We start from the raw sequence: 15617 nt of genomic DNA on the forward strand, positions 1-15617 counted from the left end.
AGCAGGGTGCGCTTTGTTAGGTGAAGGCAACCTCGACCGAACCGAAGGGGCCGAAGTCGGCGATATAGGTTTCCCCGGCCTTGGGTGCGAGCATGCCGGTCAGCGTGCCGGTGCTCACCATCTCGCCGGCCTTCATCCCCACGCCGGTGCGTGAGAGTTCGTTGGCGAGCCAGGTGAGCGGCACCATCGGATGGTCGAGCGCGGCCGCCGCCGTGCCCTTGCGGCGGAGCTTACCATTGGAGGCGAGCGTCGCCTCCTGGCCCGCGATGTCGCGCTTGCGCCAGTCCTCGATCGGCGGTCCGTAGATGATGGTGCCGGAGCCCGCACCGTCGGCCAGGATCGCCGGCAAGGGCGGGAAGGCCGCGTCGTGGATGAAGCGGCACTCTGCCAACTCTAGGCCGGGATGTAGCGAGACGACGGCCTCGGTGACCTCCTCGACCGAGTAAGGCTTCTCGCGCGGCGGCAGGTCGATGCCAAGCTTTGCCTGATATTCGACTTCGGGGATCGGGCTCGCGAGCTTGGCGCGCTCCACGGTGAGGGGCGTCGGCTTGATGAAATAGACGCGGCCGTAGATCGGCGAGTCAGTGCGCAGCGCCTTCTGCATCTCTTCTTTCATGGCGGCGATCTTCCAGCCACGCACCGGCCAGCCGAGCTCCTCGGCGACAAGGCCCGCAATCTTGTAGGCGGTCGCTTTGTCTGGCGGCACAAGCCCGGTAGCGAGGCCGCTCTGTTGGCGACCATCGCGGCGAAGAGAGGCGAGGAGGCGGGCGACTTCCCGTTGCGCTTGGATGTCCATCGGTGTTCCTTAGCAGAAAGTGGAGGAGGGGCGATGCGCACGCAGGCGGAAAAGGGCCAGGAGTTTCGCAGGCTGCACGAACAGCCGGGACTGTTGCTGCTGCCCAACCCGTGGGATGCCGGTACAGCGAAGCTGCTGCAATCGCTGGGCTTCGAGGCGCTGGCGACGACGAGCCTCGGCATGTCCAATGCGTTGGGCCGGGTCGATGGCGACAATGCCGTGAGCCGCGCCGAGCTGCTCGAGAACTGCCGCGTGATCGCTGAGGCCACCGATCTGCCGGTCAATGCCGATCTCGAGAACGGCTATGCCGACGATCCGAAGGAAGCGGCGACCATTCTGCGTGACGCCGTGCACGTGGGCATCGTCGGTGGCTCGATCGAGGATTGGAGCGGCGAGCGCATCTACGATTTCAATCATGCTGTCGAGCGCGTGCAGGCGAGTGTCGAGATGGTGCGCTCGCTCGGCGTACCGTTCACCTTCACGGCGCGGGCCGACAACCTGATCCGCGGCGTCAGGGATCTCGACGATACGATCCGTCGGCTGAAGGCGTTCGAGGCGGCGGGCGCCGATGTGCTCTATGCGCCCGGCCTGCGTGACCTCGCGACCATGCGCACTGTGGTGTCCGAGATCGGCAAGCCGTTGAACGTCGTGATGAGTGCGGGCGATCCCGATCTCACGGCAGATCAGATCGCCGCGGTCGGCGTGAAGCGCATCAGCGTCGGCGGTGCGCTCTCGCGGCTGGCGCTGGCCGCCTTCATGAAGGGCGCGCGCGACATGAAGGGTGGCAGCTTCCTCTGGATGCGCGACACCATGCCGACCAGCGACCTCAAGAAGGTGTTCTGCAAGTAGCCGGGTGTTGCTAGGCGGCCTGTCGGTATCGCAATCCACCCAACGCTGGGATTGTTTCGTCGCCGATCTGGCGCAGCAGTGAGCCGAGATCGTAGTGGAAGCGCTCACTCAGCATCAGGCCGTCCTTGAAGGCGAGGACCACGACGAAAGGCTGCACGATCGGCCGGCCGGTCGGCGCGATGCCGAGGAAGGGGCCGACATGTTTGCCGTGCCAGGTTGCCTCGCCGATATAGCCGTCGCCATCGGTCCAGGCGGAGGTCTGCGTGGGCCCGCGCTTTACCTCGACGTCGAAGGTGGTCCACCATTGGCGATAGTGCGCCGCCGCACCATCGTGGCCATCCCAGACCTGACCGGTCGCGAGATCTTCGAAACGGCATTCGGGATGCAATGTGGCGAGTGTGCCTGGCAGGTCCTGGGCGTTCTCGGCCAAGAGATGACGGCGCACGAGGTCGGCGAGTTGGGGGTTCAAGGCGACTCTCCTGTTATATTCGAGTGCTGATAATATATAAGAGGGCTGATATGAGTCGCAAGACTAGGGCGATCGCGCCCATTCCTCGTCCGGGAGAGGGCAAGCGCGGACCGGATGGTTATCTCGGCTATCTCGTGCGCCAAGCCCACGTCGCGGTTCGGGCCGCGATGGACAAGGCGCTGGCCGAACTCGAAGTGACGTCACCGCAGTTCGTCGTGCTGACGATGGTTTCGGCCTATCCCGGCCTCTCTGGCGCGGACCTTGCACGGCTCACGTTTCTCACGCCGCAGACCATCAACCTGATCGTGGGCAACCTCGTGAAGGCGGGCGCGGTCGAGAAGTCGGCCGATCCCGCGCACGGCCGTATCCTGCGCCTGCAGGTGACGGACGAGGGCGAGGTGCTGCTGAAGCGCTGCAAGGCCCGTGTCCAAGAGGTCGAGGAGCGGATTGCGGGACTGGTCGGGCGCGAGGAGGAGAAGGTGGTGCGTCGGTGGCTGGCTGCGGTCGGCGCAAAACTGGTGGCGGATCGCTGAGTGACCTATCGGCAGGACAGATAGGTTTCATCTGAAATATATACTGGACGGATAGAAACCGTGAACTGATCTTTCCCATATCCGGCGATGCTGCTCTATCGTCGCCGTAACGGAAAGTTCATGATTGCCCTGTAGCGCAACAAGGGCAGGGTTTGAGACAGGGGACAAACATGGGGGATGGAATGATCGGGAACAACATCATCAGGCGTGCCGCGCTGGCAGGCGCTGCCGCAGTTGCCATGGTCGGCCTGGCGGCCGCACCGGCCTTCGCTCAGAAGACCAAGCTCACCGTCTACACCGCGCTGGAGAACGACCAGCTCGATCCCTTCAAGAAGGCTTTCGAGGCCGACAATCCCGGCATCGAGATCGCCTGGGTGCGCGACTCCACGGGCGTCGTCACCGCCAAGCTGATCGCCGAGAAGGACAATCCCCGTGCCGATGTAATCTGGGGCCTTGCCGCGTCGAGCACGGCGCTGTTCGCCACCATGGGAATGATCGAGCCCTATGCGCCGAAGGGCGTCGAGGCGCTGAAGCCGATGTTCCGCAGCGGCAAGACGCCCGACACCTGGGTGGGCATGGATGCCTATCTCTCGCTGGTCTGCTTCAACACCGCCGAAGGCAAGAAGGGCAACAAGCCCGTGCCGGCGAGCTGGGCCGATCTCACCAAGCCCGAGTACAAGGATTCCATCGTGATGCCGAACCCGGCTTCGTCGGGCACCGGCTATCTCACCATCGCGGCCTGGCTGCAGATCATGGGCGAGGAGGCAGGCTGGAAGTATATGGACGCGCTGCACCAGAACATCGCGCAGTACATCCACTCCGGTTCGGCGCCCTGCGTGCAGGCGGCCAAGGGCGAGCGCCTGATCGGCATCGGCCTCGACATGCGTGGCGCCTCGGAGAAGACCAAGGGCGCCCCGATCGACCTCATCGTGCCGAAGGAGGGCCTGGGTTGGGAGCTGGAGGCAACGGCGATCGTCAAGGGTACGAAGAACCTCGATGCCGCTAAGAAGCTCGCCGACTGGGCCGTGACCAAGAAGGCCAATGAGCTCTATGCCAAGACCTACGCGGTGGTTGCCCTGCCGGACGTGAAGGCAGCACCGGTCAACTATCCGGTCAATGCCGAGCCGGGGATGATCAAGAACGACATGGAATGGATGGCCAAGAACCGCGAGCGCATCCTGGCGGAATGGACCAAGCGCTACGACGGCAAGTCGGCGCCGAAGAAGTGATCCGCACCGCGTGACCTACCTCGAGGTTCGTAGCCTTTCCAAGCGCTACGGCGACTTCACTGCCCTCGGCGATATCACGCTCGATATCGCCGAGGGCGAGTTCGTCTGCTTCCTGGGGCCCTCCGGCTGCGGCAAGACCACCTTGCTGCGCGCCATCGCCGGGCTCGATCCGCAGAGTTCCGGCACGATCCGCCAGAAGGGGCGGGACGTGTCGGCGCTGCCGCCGGCGAAGCGCGACTTCGGCATTGTCTTCCAGTCCTACGCGCTCTTTCCCAACCTGACGGTGGCCGACAATGTCGGCTACGGGCTGGTCAGCCGTCGCGAGAAGAGGGCCGCGATAGCGGCCCGCGTCGTCGAGCTGCTGGCGATGGTCGGGCTGCCCGATGCCGGTCCGAAATATCCCGCCCAGCTCTCGGGTGGCCAGCAGCAGCGCGTGGCGCTGGCGCGGGCACTGGCGACCTCGCCGGGGCTATTGCTGCTCGACGAGCCGCTGTCGGCGCTCGATGCCCGCGTACGGCTGCGGCTGCGCCATGAGATCAAGGCACTGCAGCGCCGGCTCGGGGTGACCACCATCATGGTGACGCACGACCAGGAAGAGGCGCTCACCATGGCCGACCGCATCGTGGTTATGAACCACGGCGCCATCGAACAGGTCGGCACGCCGCAGGAAATCTACCGCCGCCCGGCCTCGGCCTTTGTTGCCGATTTCGTGGGCTCGATGAACTTCCTGCAGGGCACCCTAATGGCGCCCGACAAGGTGCAGGTGGCCGGCGTCGATCTGGCCTGTCCGGGTCAGGACGGGCTGACTCTCGGGCAAAAGGTCAATCTCTGCATCCGGCCCGAGGATGTGCGGGTGCGTGACCTGCCTCAAGGCACTGCCAACCGCCTGACGGTCGAGGTGACTGAGCTCGATTTCGTCGGCGCGTTCTGCCGCGCCACGCTTAAAGCCCGTGCCACGACCGACGTGGCGATGACGGCCGACTTTTCGAGCAATCTGATCCGCGATCTGGGCGTCGAGCGCGGCACCCAGCTCGACGTCGCCCTGCCGCCGGACCGTCTCAGGGTCTTCGCCGCGTGAGCCTCGCGGTGCCGTCGACAAAGGTCGGTCTCTCGCGCGACGACCTCATCATGCGTGGCGGCGTGGTGCTGCTGGCCGCGCTCCTGCTGGTGATCGTCGGCCTGCCGCTCTGGGCCCTGCTGGCCAAGGGATTCGAGGATCGTGACGGCAAGTTCGTCGGACTTGCGAACTATGTTTCCTATTTCTCGACACCGGCGCTTTTCAATTCGGCACTGAACAGCCTGCATGTGGCGGCGGTCAGCACCGTGATCGTCGTGCCGCTCGCCTTCCTCTACGCCTACGCCTTGACGCGCACAGTGCTGCCCATGCGCTGGCTGTTCCAGGGCATTGCGCTGATCCCGATCTTTGCCCCGTCGCTGCTGCCCGGCCTGGCCCTGATCTACCTCTTCGGCACGCAGGGCTTCTTCAAGGCGCTCCTGGGTGGCGGCTCGATCTACGGCTTCGACGGCATCGTGATCGCGCAGGTCTTCTACTGCTTCCCGCATGCGACCCTGATCCTGGTGACGGCGCTCGCCACCGCGGATGCACGCCTCTACGAGGCGGCCGATGCGCTGGGCGCCAGCAAACTCCGCGTCTTCTTCACCGTGACCCTGCCGGGCGCAAAGTACGGCCTGATCAGCGCCGCGCTGGTCGTCTTCACCTTGGTGATCACCGACTTCGGCATCGCCAAGGTGATTGGCGGCAACTTCAACGTGCTGGCGACCGACGTCTACAAACAGGTGATCGGCCAGCAGAACTTCTCGATGGGCGCCGTGGTCGGCATGGTGCTGCTGGCGCCGGCGGCGCTCGCTTTCGTAGTCGATCGGCTGGTGCAGCGAAAGCAGGTGGCGCTGCTCACGGCGCGGGCGGTGCCATTGGTGCCCAAGCCCAAGCCAGGGCGGGACTTCGTCTTCACGCTTATCTGTACCCTGGTGTCGATCGGCATCCTGGCGATCCTCGGGATGGCGATCTGGGGCTCGCTGATCAAATATTGGCCGTACAATCTCAGCCTGACGCTCGACAACTACGACTTCGCCAAGTTCGACGCCAATGGCTGGGATTCCTACTGGAACTCGGTGGAGATGGCCGTGGGCGCCGCCCTGTTTGGCACGGCGCTGATGTTCACCGGCGCCTGGCTTACCGAGAAGACGCGCGGCTTCCATGTCGTGCGCGGCGTCGTGCAGTTGCTGGCCTTCCTGCCGATGGCCGTGCCCGGGCTGGTCCTCGGCCTGGGCTACATCTTCTTCTTCAACGCGCCCGGCAATCCGCTGGGCTTCCTCTATGCCACCATGGGTATCCTGGTGGTGAATACGGTGGCGCATTTCTACACGGTGGGGCACCTGACGGCGACGACGGCCCTCAAACAGATCGACCCCGAGTTCGAGTCTGTCTCCGCGTCTCTTAAGGTCCCGATCTGGCGCACCTTTAGCAGGGTCACGGCGCCGATCTGCCTGCCGTCGATCCTCGACATCGCGATCTACCTCTTCGTGAATGCGATGACGACGGTCTCCTCGGTGATCTTCCTCTATTCGCCCGACACCAAGCTCGCTTCGGTGGCCGCCGTGAACATCGAGGAGGCCGGGACAACCGCTGCCGCCGCCGCGCTCTGTGTGGTGATCGTGCTGACGTCGGCCGCGGTCAAGATCGTTCATCTTCTCGCCGACCGATTCCTTCTCGACCGTCTGCAGGCCTGGCGTCGACGCTAACGCTAATAGTCGAGATCCTGCTGCGAGAACGGTCGCACGACCTTCTTGCCAAGGATGGATCGCAGGATGTCGTTCATCGTGCCGGGGTCATTGTCAAAGCCGCCATGCGTCGTGCTTTTCGTCGGTGTCCCCTTCTCTTGGGCGTACCAGATCTTCACCTCATTCCCGATGTTCGTTTTGTCGAGAAAGGCCTTCATGCCTAGCAGCTCCATCGGACGCTTCTCCTCGAAAGCATTGGAGACGAGATAAAGGAGAGACTTGTTATAGAAGGGCGTTACAGTGTCTTTTTGCTCAGCTTCATCGTCGAGACAGTAAAGGGTCATTTTGCCGATTTTGACCGGCAGCGACGTGTCGGTATCGAGCCGTGGTTTGTACTTCTCGCGATAGAAGTTGATCGAACAGGCTGGAGCCATCAGCGAGCAGGACCCGATTGTGAATCCGGTGGGTAAGATCCGATCCAACGCATCGAGCAAGTGGCCGATCAGGATGGCACCGGTGGAGTGGCCCACCAGGTGAATGGGAAGCGGGTTGTCTGCCAACTGTTGGGCGAACAGGCGGAGCGCCGCCTCGCCAGCGAAGCCAGGTGCGAAGGGCAGCGACGCATCGGCCTTCATTTCGCGCCATAGCTTTGTTCCGATACCGCCGATGGCCTTTTCGATGAGATCGTCTGTCAGATCGAGGAAGCCTCCGGTGCGCTGGGTCACGGCAGCGCCGCGGCCGCTGATGATGTCCCGCAAGGTTGCCAGCAGACCGGTGTCGTAGAACACGCTGTAGGGATAGAGGCTGTTCGCCATGAACACTTCGGTCATCGCGGCGGCGCGTATGGCCGCATCGGACGGCGCGTTCAATCCGCCGTGGGCATAGAACACGAGACCTTCGTATTTCTTGGACTGCCCCAGCACCGCAGCCGTTTCCTCGACATCCTTGGCAGTGCTGAAATAGGGCTCGGTTGAGGAGAAGTGGCCGTTTTCGACGTGGACGAAGTGGCCGGCGATGTCCTGACGCGCCGGAGCGGCGCGTTTCCCACCGGAGAGAGCCGAGGCACTCGAGGCACGATCGCGTTTGATGCCGAGCCCGAATGCATAAGGAGCTGGCACGGCAAGCTGCAACACCCAAGCATCCTCAATATTGGAGGCCCAGTCCTTGTATGCCCAGTGCGCCAGCCCTTTCTTGCCCCAGCCCGGGCCCCAGGAGTTCTGAATCCAGAATCCTTCGTCGTCATAGCCCACAATGGCGAAGGCATGGAGCTGTGCGCCCGTCTGCGGCGCGATACGCCATCCTTTCTCCGGTTTGTCCCAGCCGGTGTGGACGGCGGCAGAGGTATAGATGGCCCCCGTCTCCGAAATGGCAGCGTGATAATCGGAGAGGTTGGGCCGTAACCGGTAATAGGCGCCAAGTGTCGTGCTTCTGGCGTTCTTGGCAGCCTCGACCGTGAGTTCGCGCTCTTCCATCGAAGGCCACAGCTTGGTCTCGCAGGCGCCGTTGTTATAGAAACCGCGCAGGGCGCCGCGCAGGCTCGATCCTTCGTACTTGTCGCCTGGCCATTCATCGTGGCGCCTGGCCATGGTGTAGAGCATATGCGGGCTGATGATGCGGCGCTGCTTAGGCAATCGTTCGCGCATCTGCAGATTGATGACGGCGGCGAGTGCGAAGCCCGTGCAAGCACCATCGGGGCCTTGATCAAGGATGTGCAGCGCCCTGGGCGGTGTCATATGCGATGGGAGAGGATTGAGAGTCGGCTCGTAGATCCTGTCTCGGATATCCGGAACATCGCGGAGCACGTCGTAGACGCGGCCCCTGATCGGCGTCTTGAGCTTGGTCTTGCGGCGCGGCTTGATGCTCCTGACGTTGTCAGACATGTGATCCTCCCCCTTAGACAACATTGAGTGGAGTGCGCGATGAGTTATTCGCGGCGTCAATCTACACCAAACGCGCTAGTATCCGTAGGATGAAGCAGCTTCGTATTCCCGCCGTTTACATGCGTGGCGGCACCAGCAAGGGCGTGTTCTTCCTCGCCCACGATCTGCCGTCCGATCCCGCGATGCGCGACCGGCTGCTGCTGCGGATCATCGGCAGCCCGGATCGGTACGGCAAGCATACCGATGGTATGGGCGGGGCCACGTCCAGCACCAGCAAGGTCGTGATCCTGTCGAAGTCGGATCGTGCCGGCTGCGACGTCGATTATCGCTTCGGGCAGGTGGCGATCGATGCGCCCGTCATCGACTGGTCGGGCAACTGCGGGAACCTCAGCACCGCCGTCGGCGCGTTTGCGCTGAGTGCCGGACTGGTCGAAGGCCCGGCCGACGGTATGGCCACGGTGCGTATCTGGCAGGTGAACATCGGCAAGGTGATCGTCAACCATGTGCCGATGCAGGGCGCCGAGGTGCAGGAGCTGGGCGGTTTCGAACTCGACGGCGTGGCCTTTCCGGCGGCGGAGGTGAAGGTCGAGTTCCTCGATCCGGCCGCCGACGAAGAGGGCGGGAACGAGGCGGGCGGCGCCATGTTCCCGTCGGGGAGGCGTATCGACGTGCTCGACGTTCCGGGTGTCGGCAAGCTCGAAGCGACGCTGATCAACGCCGGCAATCCGACGATCTTCGTCGACGCGGCTCGGCTCGGCCTGACGGGCACGGAGCTGCAGGGTGACGTCAACGGCGACAAGGCCCTGTTGCAGCGAGTGGAAGCCGCGCGCGCCCTGGGCGCCGTTGCCATGGGGCTGGTCGCTACGCCCGAGGAGGCGACAGCGAAGCGGCCACATACGCCCAAGCTCGCCTTCGTGGCCAAGCCGGCATCCTATGTGGCGTCGGACGGCAAGCGTATCGAGGCAGATTCGATCGACCTCCTGGCGCGCATCTTCTCAATGGGAGTGCTGCACCATGCCATGACTGGCACCGGAGCGGTCGCCATTGCGGCCGCCGCCGCGATCCCCGGCACGATCGTCTCGCGCGTGGCGCCTGCGGGCGCCGACGGCCGCGTGCACTTCGGCCATCCTTCAGGAGCGCTCAGCGTCGGCGCCGAAGCGCGCGAGGAAGCCGGCCAATGGAAAGTTGCCAAGGTGATGATGAGCCGGTCGGCCCGACGCCTGATGGAAGGTTGGGTGAGGGTGCCTGCCGAGTGAGCCGCTGGTATTCCCCCGGTGGGCCGTGCAATTGATTGCACGATGAAGAGTGATGTGATTGTCGTCGGCGGCGGCGTGATGGGATCATCCGTCGCCTATCATCTCAAGTCCGATCCGGCGTTCACGGGGAAAGTGACCGTGATCGAACGCGACCCGACCTACGCGCGGGCGTCCTCGGCGCTGTCGGCAAGCTCGATCCGCCAGCAGTTCTCGACGCCGCTCAATATTCATCTGTCGCGCTACGGCATCGGCTTCCTGCGCCGTGCCGGCGAGCTGCTGGGCGTCGAACTGGGGTTGCGGGAGCCGGGCTATCTCTTCCTGGCCAGCCCCGCCGGCGAGCCCGTGCTGCGGGCGAACCATGCGATCCAGAGGGGCGAGGATTGTGCGGTCGAGCTGCTGGACCCGTCGGCGCTGGTCGGGCGCTTCCCGTGGATCTCGACGGACGGGGTGACGCTCGCCTCGCACGGCACGGCCAATGAGGGCTGGTTCGACGGTCCCGCTCTGATGCAGGGGTTTCGTCGCAAGGCCCGCGAGTTGGGCGTGGTGTATGTCGCCGACGAGGTTGTCGGGTTCTCGGGCAGTAGCGTGACGTTGCGCAACGGCGGCCGGCTGGAGGCCAGGACGATCGTGCTGGCAGCAGGTCCCTGGTCGGGCGAGGTGGGGGCACGGGCCGGCCTCGCATTGCCGGTAGAGCCACGCCGGCGCTCGGTTTTCGTCTTCGATGTACGTGAACCGCCCGGGATAACGCCGCTCACTATCGACCCCTCGGGCACCTGGTTTCGGCCGGAGGGACGTTTCTACATCGGCGGCACGACGCCGGTGGCGGGCAATGATCCGCCCGGAGCGCCGCTCGAAGTCCAGCACCAGGAATGGGACGAGATCGTCTGGCCGACGCTCGCGGCCCGCGTGCCGGCCTTCGAGGCGGCCAAGGTCGTGAACGCCTGGGCGGGCTACTACGAGTACAACACCTTCGATCAGAACGGAATCGTCGGCCGTCATCCGGAAATCGAGAGCCTGATCTTCGCCACGGGCTTTTCGGGTCACGGCATCCAGCAATCGCCCGCAGTCGGCCGCGCCGTTGCCGAGCTGATTGTGCATGGCAGCTATCGCACGCTGGACCTCAGTCCTTTCGGTTATGAACGCATATCCGCAGGCCGGCCTATCCGGGAGCTGAACGTAGTGTGATACTCTCTGCCTCAAGTGAGGAGAGAGTGCCGTGCCCGATCAAGCGTTGGTGAATTCAGATCTGCAGTCCGCGCTCGCCGAAGCGAAGCAGGCCTACATCGATCGCAACCCCAAGAGCTTCACTCGCCACCAGGAAGCCTGCGAGGCGATGCCGGGCGGCAACACCCGTACCACGCTGCATAACTCGCCGTTCCCGCTCACCGTCGTGCGCGGCGAAGGCTGCCGGCTGTGGGATGCCGACGGCCACGAATACATCGATGTGCTGGGCGAATACACCGCCGGCATCTACGGCCACTCCCATCCGGTGATCCGCGCCGCCATCGATCGCGCGCTGAACCACGGCTGGAACTACGGCGGCCGCAACGCCAACGAGGGTAAGCTCGCCAAGCTGATCGCAGATCGCATGCCGTCGATCGATCTGGTGCGCTTCACCAACTCCGGTACAGAAGGCAATGTGATGGCGCTCGCGGGCGCCAAGGTCTTTGCCCAGCGCAAGGGCCGCGCCAAGGCCGCCAAGGTCATGGTGTTCCATGGAGGCTATCACGGGGGCGTGCTCTACTTCGTGAGTGGCGGCAGCCCGGTGAACGTGCCTTACGAGTACATCGTGGCGCCCTATAACGACATCGAGGGTACCAAGGCGCTGATCGCCAAGCATGGCGAGGAACTGTTCGCCGTCCTGCTCGAGCCCATGCAGGGCAGCCACGGCTGCCTGCCGGGCGATGTCGCTTTCCTGAAGATGGTGCGCGAGGAGACGGCTTCCCGCGGCATCACCATGATCTTCGACGAGGTCATGACCTCGCGTCTGTCGCCGGGCGGCTTGCAGGGCCTCTACGGCGTCATTCCCGACATGACGACGCTCGGCAAGTATATTGGCGGCGGCATGTCGTTCGGCGCGTTTGGGGGCAAGCGCGAGATCATGGAGCTGTTCGACCCGACCAAGGCCGACTCGCTGCCGCACGCCGGCACGTTCAACAACAATGCGCTCACCATGGCGGCCGGTGTCGCGGGCTATGGCGAGGTCTATACGCCGGCGGCGGCCAAGGAGCTGAACGACCGTGGCGAGCGTATCCGTGAGCGCCTGAATGCCATCTGCGCCAAGAACAAGGTGGCGTTCCAGTTCTCCGGCATCGGCTCGATGATGACGGCGCATGCCACGGCACGGCCGATCAAGTCGGCGGCCGATATCGCGGCCGGCAGCCAGGATGCCAAGGAGCTGTTCTTCTTCGACATGAGCACGGCCGGTATCTGGATTGCACGCCGCGGCTTCGTCGCCCTGAACGTCATGATCGGCGACGCCGAAGGTGACCGTTTCGTGGCGGCAGTCGAAGAGTTCGTCTCGGCCCGCAAGGCTCTTTTGCAGCCGTAAGGAGCACCTAAATAGGTGGCATGAACGACACCAGTAACTTCCCCCAGCCGGTCGCCGGTACGGTGGTGCCGCGCTTCGGCGACGTCGCCACTTTCATGCGCCTGCCGCTGTTCCGCGATCCGGCCGAGGTCGAGATCGGCATGGTGGGCGTGCCTTGGGATGGCGGGACGACCAATCGTCCCGGCGCCCGCCACGGGCCGCGGCAGATGCGCGACCTCTCCACGATGATGCGGCGCATTCATCACGTGACCGGTGTGGCGCCTTACGAACTGGCGAAGTGCGGCGATCTGGGCGATGCGCCGGTCAATCCCGCCAGCGTCGACGATTCGCTGGAGCGGATCGAAAAGCACTACGCGAAGATCCATGCCGCCGGCGTCGTGCCGCTGTCGGCAGGCGGCGATCACCTGATCACGCTGCCGATCATGCGCGGCATTGCGAAGGGTAGCCCGTCGCTCGGCATGGTGCATTTCGACGCCCATAGCGACACTTGGGACACCTACTTCGGTGGCTACAAGTACACGCACGGCACGCCGTTTCGCCGCGCCGTGGAAGAGGGGCTGCTCGATCCCAAGCGGGTGGTGCAGATCGGTATCCGCGGCTCGATGTACAAGCGCGACGACAATCAATGGGCCGTCGATCAGGGCATGCGCGTGATCACCATCGAGGAGTATTTCGATCTCGGTGTCGAGAAGGTGATAGCCGAAGCGCGGCGAGTCGTGGGCACTGGCCCGACCTATGTCAGCTTTGACGTCGACGGCCTCGATCCCGCCTACGCACCCGGCACCGGCACGCCGGAGATCGGCGGCTACACCCCGCACGAAGCACAGCGCATGCTGCGCGGCTTGCGGGGGCTCGACCTCGTCGGCGGCGATGTCGTCGAGGTTTCGCCGCCCTTCGACATGAGCGGCAACACCGCCTTGGTCGGTGTCACCATGATGTGGGAAATCCTCTGCCTGCTCGCCGAGTCGGTGGCGAAGCGCAAGGGGAGGATCTGACCTCTATCCTGTCATCGTGCGCGGGGGTACTCCACGCGAGGGGACAGGAAAAGTTAAGCTGCCGTTCCAGGCTCTCCACAATCGGCTCGCTCCGGCAGGCTGGCCATCGTCGAAGGCGCCAGAGGCCGCTTGCATCTTGAGCTCGACCTGAGCACACTTCGCTTGCTGCTCACTCGCTGGCGGCCGTAAGCGTTCACGTCAATCAACGCGACAACCCGCACCGATAGCTTCCCGCGTCGGTGAGCGGAGGGTCGTGAGTTGTGCTGGACTGACGCTACATCTGTCGACATTTGCCACTGTTGGCCGTCGTTCTCCGCACTTTGGAGGCGGCGTATCAGTGCGGCTATCGTTAAATGGCGACGCGCCAAAGCGCCTGCATGCTCCGAACCAGTCCGTCGTCATGCATGAAAGGTCGCTGATCCATGGATTTCACAAACCTGCTTGTCTTTGCCGCTGCCTACTTCGCGGTCGTCATTCTCCCAGGCCCTGCGATCACTGCTTTGGTTGCGCGAGTGTTGGCGCGTGGGACACGCGGTGCGCCAGCCTTCATCGCCGGATGCGCCACCGGCTCGCTCATATGGGTCACTGTCGCCGCTGCTGGTCTCGCGGCGATCGCATCGGCTTTCGCCACGCTTTTCCTCGCCATCAAGTATGCCGGTGCCGCCTATCTCCTCTACCTGGCTTGGAAGTTCTGGACGACTGATGTCCGCCCCATGAAAGCGGCAGATGTCCCTTTGGAAGGACGAGGGCGATTGTTTCTTGCCGGGCTTGCGATAAATCTCGGCAACCCGAAGGCGATGGCGTTCTTCCTGGCCCTCTTGCCGACGATGGTACGGCTCGATGCCTTGACGCTGCTCGGAGTCGCTGAGCTGGGCGCCATAGTTGTCGTGATCGTCTCCGTCGTGTTTTCCGCCTATACGATCGCGGCGGCCCGGGCACGCTGCTTTTTCACTTCACCCCGCGCCCTCCGCCGCATGAATCGCGGCAGTGCCGTCGCCGTCGCCGGCACGGCGGTTATCGTGGCGACCCGCTGAAGCGGCGAGGCGATCCACACATCGCGTTTGTCTTCTCTGCCCCGCCTTCGGCTGGGGAAGTGCCTGCGCCGAGGTGCTTCGGCGGGAAGAGAAGGAGATGTGTAGATTGCCTATTCGCTCGATCCAGGATCCCGGATTATGCCGCCAACTCCAGTATCTCCTTCACTTCGGCCGGCGTCGGGATCGGCCGCGGGTTGCGGGGGACCCAAGGGGTGCCCATCGCCTGCTTGGCGATGCGGTCGAAGCTTTCGCGGCCGATCTTCACCTCGGAGAGGCTGCGCGGCATCTCGAGTCCGCGGATGAAAGCATCGAGTACGTCGGCAGCTTCCTTACCGGGATGGCCCATGGCAGCGGCAACCATCGCCTGCTTCTCGGCATTGGCCGACCGGTTCCAACGCATCACCGATGGCAGCATGATGCAGGACGTATGGCCGTGCGGGATGTCGAACACGGCGCCCAGCACGTAGCCGATGCCGTGGCTGGCGCCCATCGGTGTGCCGGCGGCCAGCGGGCCTGTCGAAAGCCAGGCGCCGGTCTGGCAGTCCAGCCGTGCCTGCTGGTCCGTGGGATCGGCTTTCACGCGCGGCAGGCCGCGGGCGAGCAGTGACAGACCATGCAAGGCCGAGGCATCGCCATAGGCATTGCCTTCCAGGGAGCAGATGCCCTCGACGCAGTGGTCGAGCGCGCGGATGCCGGTGGAAAGGAACAGCCACATCGGCGTGTGCCGCGTCACTTCGGGATCGAGCACGACGGCCATCGGAATGAGGCCGGGATGGCGGAACAGCTCCTTCACCTTCGTGCGTTCGTCTGTGACACCGGAGATGTAGGTGAACTCGCCTGCCGACAGTGTCGTCGGCACGGAGATCTGGCGCACGGTCGGCGGCTTGAAGTCCGTGCCGGCGCGTATCTGATCCATTGCTTCGGGCGTGCGGATGTCGTTGGCGAGGCAGAGCTGCACCGCCTTGGCGCCGTCTGTGATCGAGCCGCCACCCAAGGTGACGATCAGGTCTGTGCGGGTCTCGCGGGCCTGTTCGGCGGCGGCGATCACGGCCGAACGCGGTGAGTGGGCCGGCATGCGGGCGAAGGTGCCGACGCATTTGTTGCCGAGTGCCCGGCGCAGCTTCTCGACCTCGTCGGTCTCGCGATCGAGCGTCCCGCTCGCCATGAGGAATACGCGTTGCGCACCGTGGCGCGAGACCAGTTCGGATACCGCCTCGGCGGCAGGCCTGCCGAACACGACTTCGTCCAAGCGACTGAATACGACACGACCGGATGACGGCATT

General features: G+C 64.2%; 14 protein-coding genes. 10 read left to right on the forward strand and 4 right to left on the reverse strand.

All coding sequences use genetic code 11. The annotated features are described in order from the left end of the window. Nucleotides 1–16 precede the first annotated feature (16 nt). Complete coding sequence (locus EPO50_RS09970) at nucleotides 17–796, reverse strand: hydratase (protein WP_296343476.1); 780 nt, start codon at nucleotides 794–796, stop codon at nucleotides 17–19. Nucleotides 797–829: 33 nt separating this feature from the next. On the opposite strand from EPO50_RS09970, the gene EPO50_RS09975 reads away from it, so the two are divergent. Next, a complete protein-coding gene (locus EPO50_RS09975; RefSeq protein WP_296343478.1) occupies nucleotides 830–1645 on the forward strand; it encodes an oxaloacetate decarboxylase in 816 nt (271 codons plus the stop codon). Nucleotides 1646–1655: 10 nt separating this feature from the next. On the opposite strand, the gene EPO50_RS09980 is transcribed toward EPO50_RS09975, so the two are convergent. Beyond that, a complete protein-coding gene (locus EPO50_RS09980; RefSeq protein WP_296343479.1) occupies nucleotides 1656–2114 on the reverse strand; it encodes an ester cyclase in 459 nt (152 codons plus the stop codon). Nucleotides 2115–2164: 50 nt separating this feature from the next. Between EPO50_RS09980 and EPO50_RS09985 the strand changes: the two genes are divergently transcribed. The 4 genes from EPO50_RS09985 (at nucleotide 2165) to EPO50_RS10000 (ending at nucleotide 6639) form a co-directional block, all read left to right on the forward strand. Then, a complete protein-coding gene (locus EPO50_RS09985) occupies nucleotides 2165–2647 on the forward strand; it encodes a MarR family transcriptional regulator (protein ID WP_296343481.1) in 483 nt (160 codons plus the stop codon). A 182-nt stretch (nucleotides 2648–2829) separates the two neighbouring features. Further along, nucleotides 2830–3876, forward strand: a complete 1047-nt coding sequence (locus tag EPO50_RS09990) for a putative 2-aminoethylphosphonate ABC transporter substrate-binding protein (protein WP_296343482.1) — start codon at nucleotides 2830–2832, stop codon at nucleotides 3874–3876. A gap of 10 nt (nucleotides 3877–3886) precedes the next feature. After that, nucleotides 3887–4954: a putative 2-aminoethylphosphonate ABC transporter ATP-binding protein gene (locus EPO50_RS09995; protein WP_296343484.1), complete on the forward strand. Its 1068-nt coding sequence runs from the start codon at nucleotides 3887–3889 to the stop codon at nucleotides 4952–4954. Continuing rightward, nucleotides 4951–6639 carry a putative 2-aminoethylphosphonate ABC transporter permease subunit gene (locus tag EPO50_RS10000; RefSeq protein ID WP_296343485.1) on the forward strand — a complete coding sequence of 563 codons (1689 nt, stop codon included), beginning with the start codon at nucleotides 4951–4953 and terminating at the stop codon, nucleotides 6637–6639. The genes EPO50_RS09995 and EPO50_RS10000 overlap by 4 nt, the downstream gene beginning before the upstream one ends. Before the next feature lie 2 nt (nucleotides 6640–6641). On the opposite strand, the gene EPO50_RS10005 is transcribed toward EPO50_RS10000, so the two are convergent. Beyond that, nucleotides 6642–8558: a C1 family peptidase gene (locus EPO50_RS10005; RefSeq protein ID WP_296343487.1), complete on the reverse strand. Its 1917-nt coding sequence runs from the start codon at nucleotides 8556–8558 to the stop codon at nucleotides 6642–6644. 29 nt (nucleotides 8559–8587) lie between these two features. On the opposite strand from EPO50_RS10005, the gene prpF reads away from it, so the two are divergent. From prpF to EPO50_RS10030, 5 genes are all read left to right on the forward strand, one after another. Further along, nucleotides 8588–9754 (forward strand): 2-methylaconitate cis-trans isomerase PrpF, encoded by a 1167-nt coding sequence (gene prpF / locus EPO50_RS10010; RefSeq protein ID WP_296343489.1) that lies wholly within the window; start codon nucleotides 8588–8590, stop codon nucleotides 9752–9754. 42 nt (nucleotides 9755–9796) lie between these two features. Beyond that, nucleotides 9797–10939 carry an FAD-binding oxidoreductase gene (locus tag EPO50_RS10015; protein ID WP_296343491.1) on the forward strand — a complete coding sequence of 381 codons (1143 nt, stop codon included), beginning with the start codon at nucleotides 9797–9799 and terminating at the stop codon, nucleotides 10937–10939. A 31-nt stretch (nucleotides 10940–10970) separates the two neighbouring features. After that, on the forward strand, nucleotides 10971–12305 hold the full coding sequence (locus EPO50_RS10020; protein ID WP_296343493.1) for an aminotransferase class III-fold pyridoxal phosphate-dependent enzyme: 1335 nt from the start codon (nucleotides 10971–10973) through the stop codon (nucleotides 12303–12305). A 20-nt stretch (nucleotides 12306–12325) separates the two neighbouring features. Further along, the gene (gene speB / locus EPO50_RS10025; RefSeq protein ID WP_296343495.1) at nucleotides 12326–13300 is read left to right on the forward strand and encodes an agmatinase; all 975 of its coding nucleotides are present in this window, start codon (nucleotides 12326–12328) and stop codon (nucleotides 13298–13300) included. Nucleotides 13301–13722: 422 nt separating this feature from the next. Beyond that, nucleotides 13723–14334, forward strand: coding sequence for a LysE family translocator (locus EPO50_RS10030; protein ID WP_296343497.1), 612 nt, complete (start codon nucleotides 13723–13725; stop codon nucleotides 14332–14334). Between the two features lie 136 nt (nucleotides 14335–14470). Here EPO50_RS10030 and EPO50_RS10035 read toward each other — a convergent pair whose 3' ends face one another. Next, nucleotides 14471–15616: an iron-containing alcohol dehydrogenase gene (locus tag EPO50_RS10035; RefSeq protein WP_296343499.1), complete on the reverse strand. Its 1146-nt coding sequence runs from the start codon at nucleotides 15614–15616 to the stop codon at nucleotides 14471–14473. Nucleotide 15617: the final 1 nt, after the last annotated feature.

This window comes from Reyranella sp. (genome assembly GCF_004297405.1).
Classification (GTDB): domain Bacteria; phylum Pseudomonadota; class Alphaproteobacteria; order Reyranellales; family Reyranellaceae; genus Reyranella.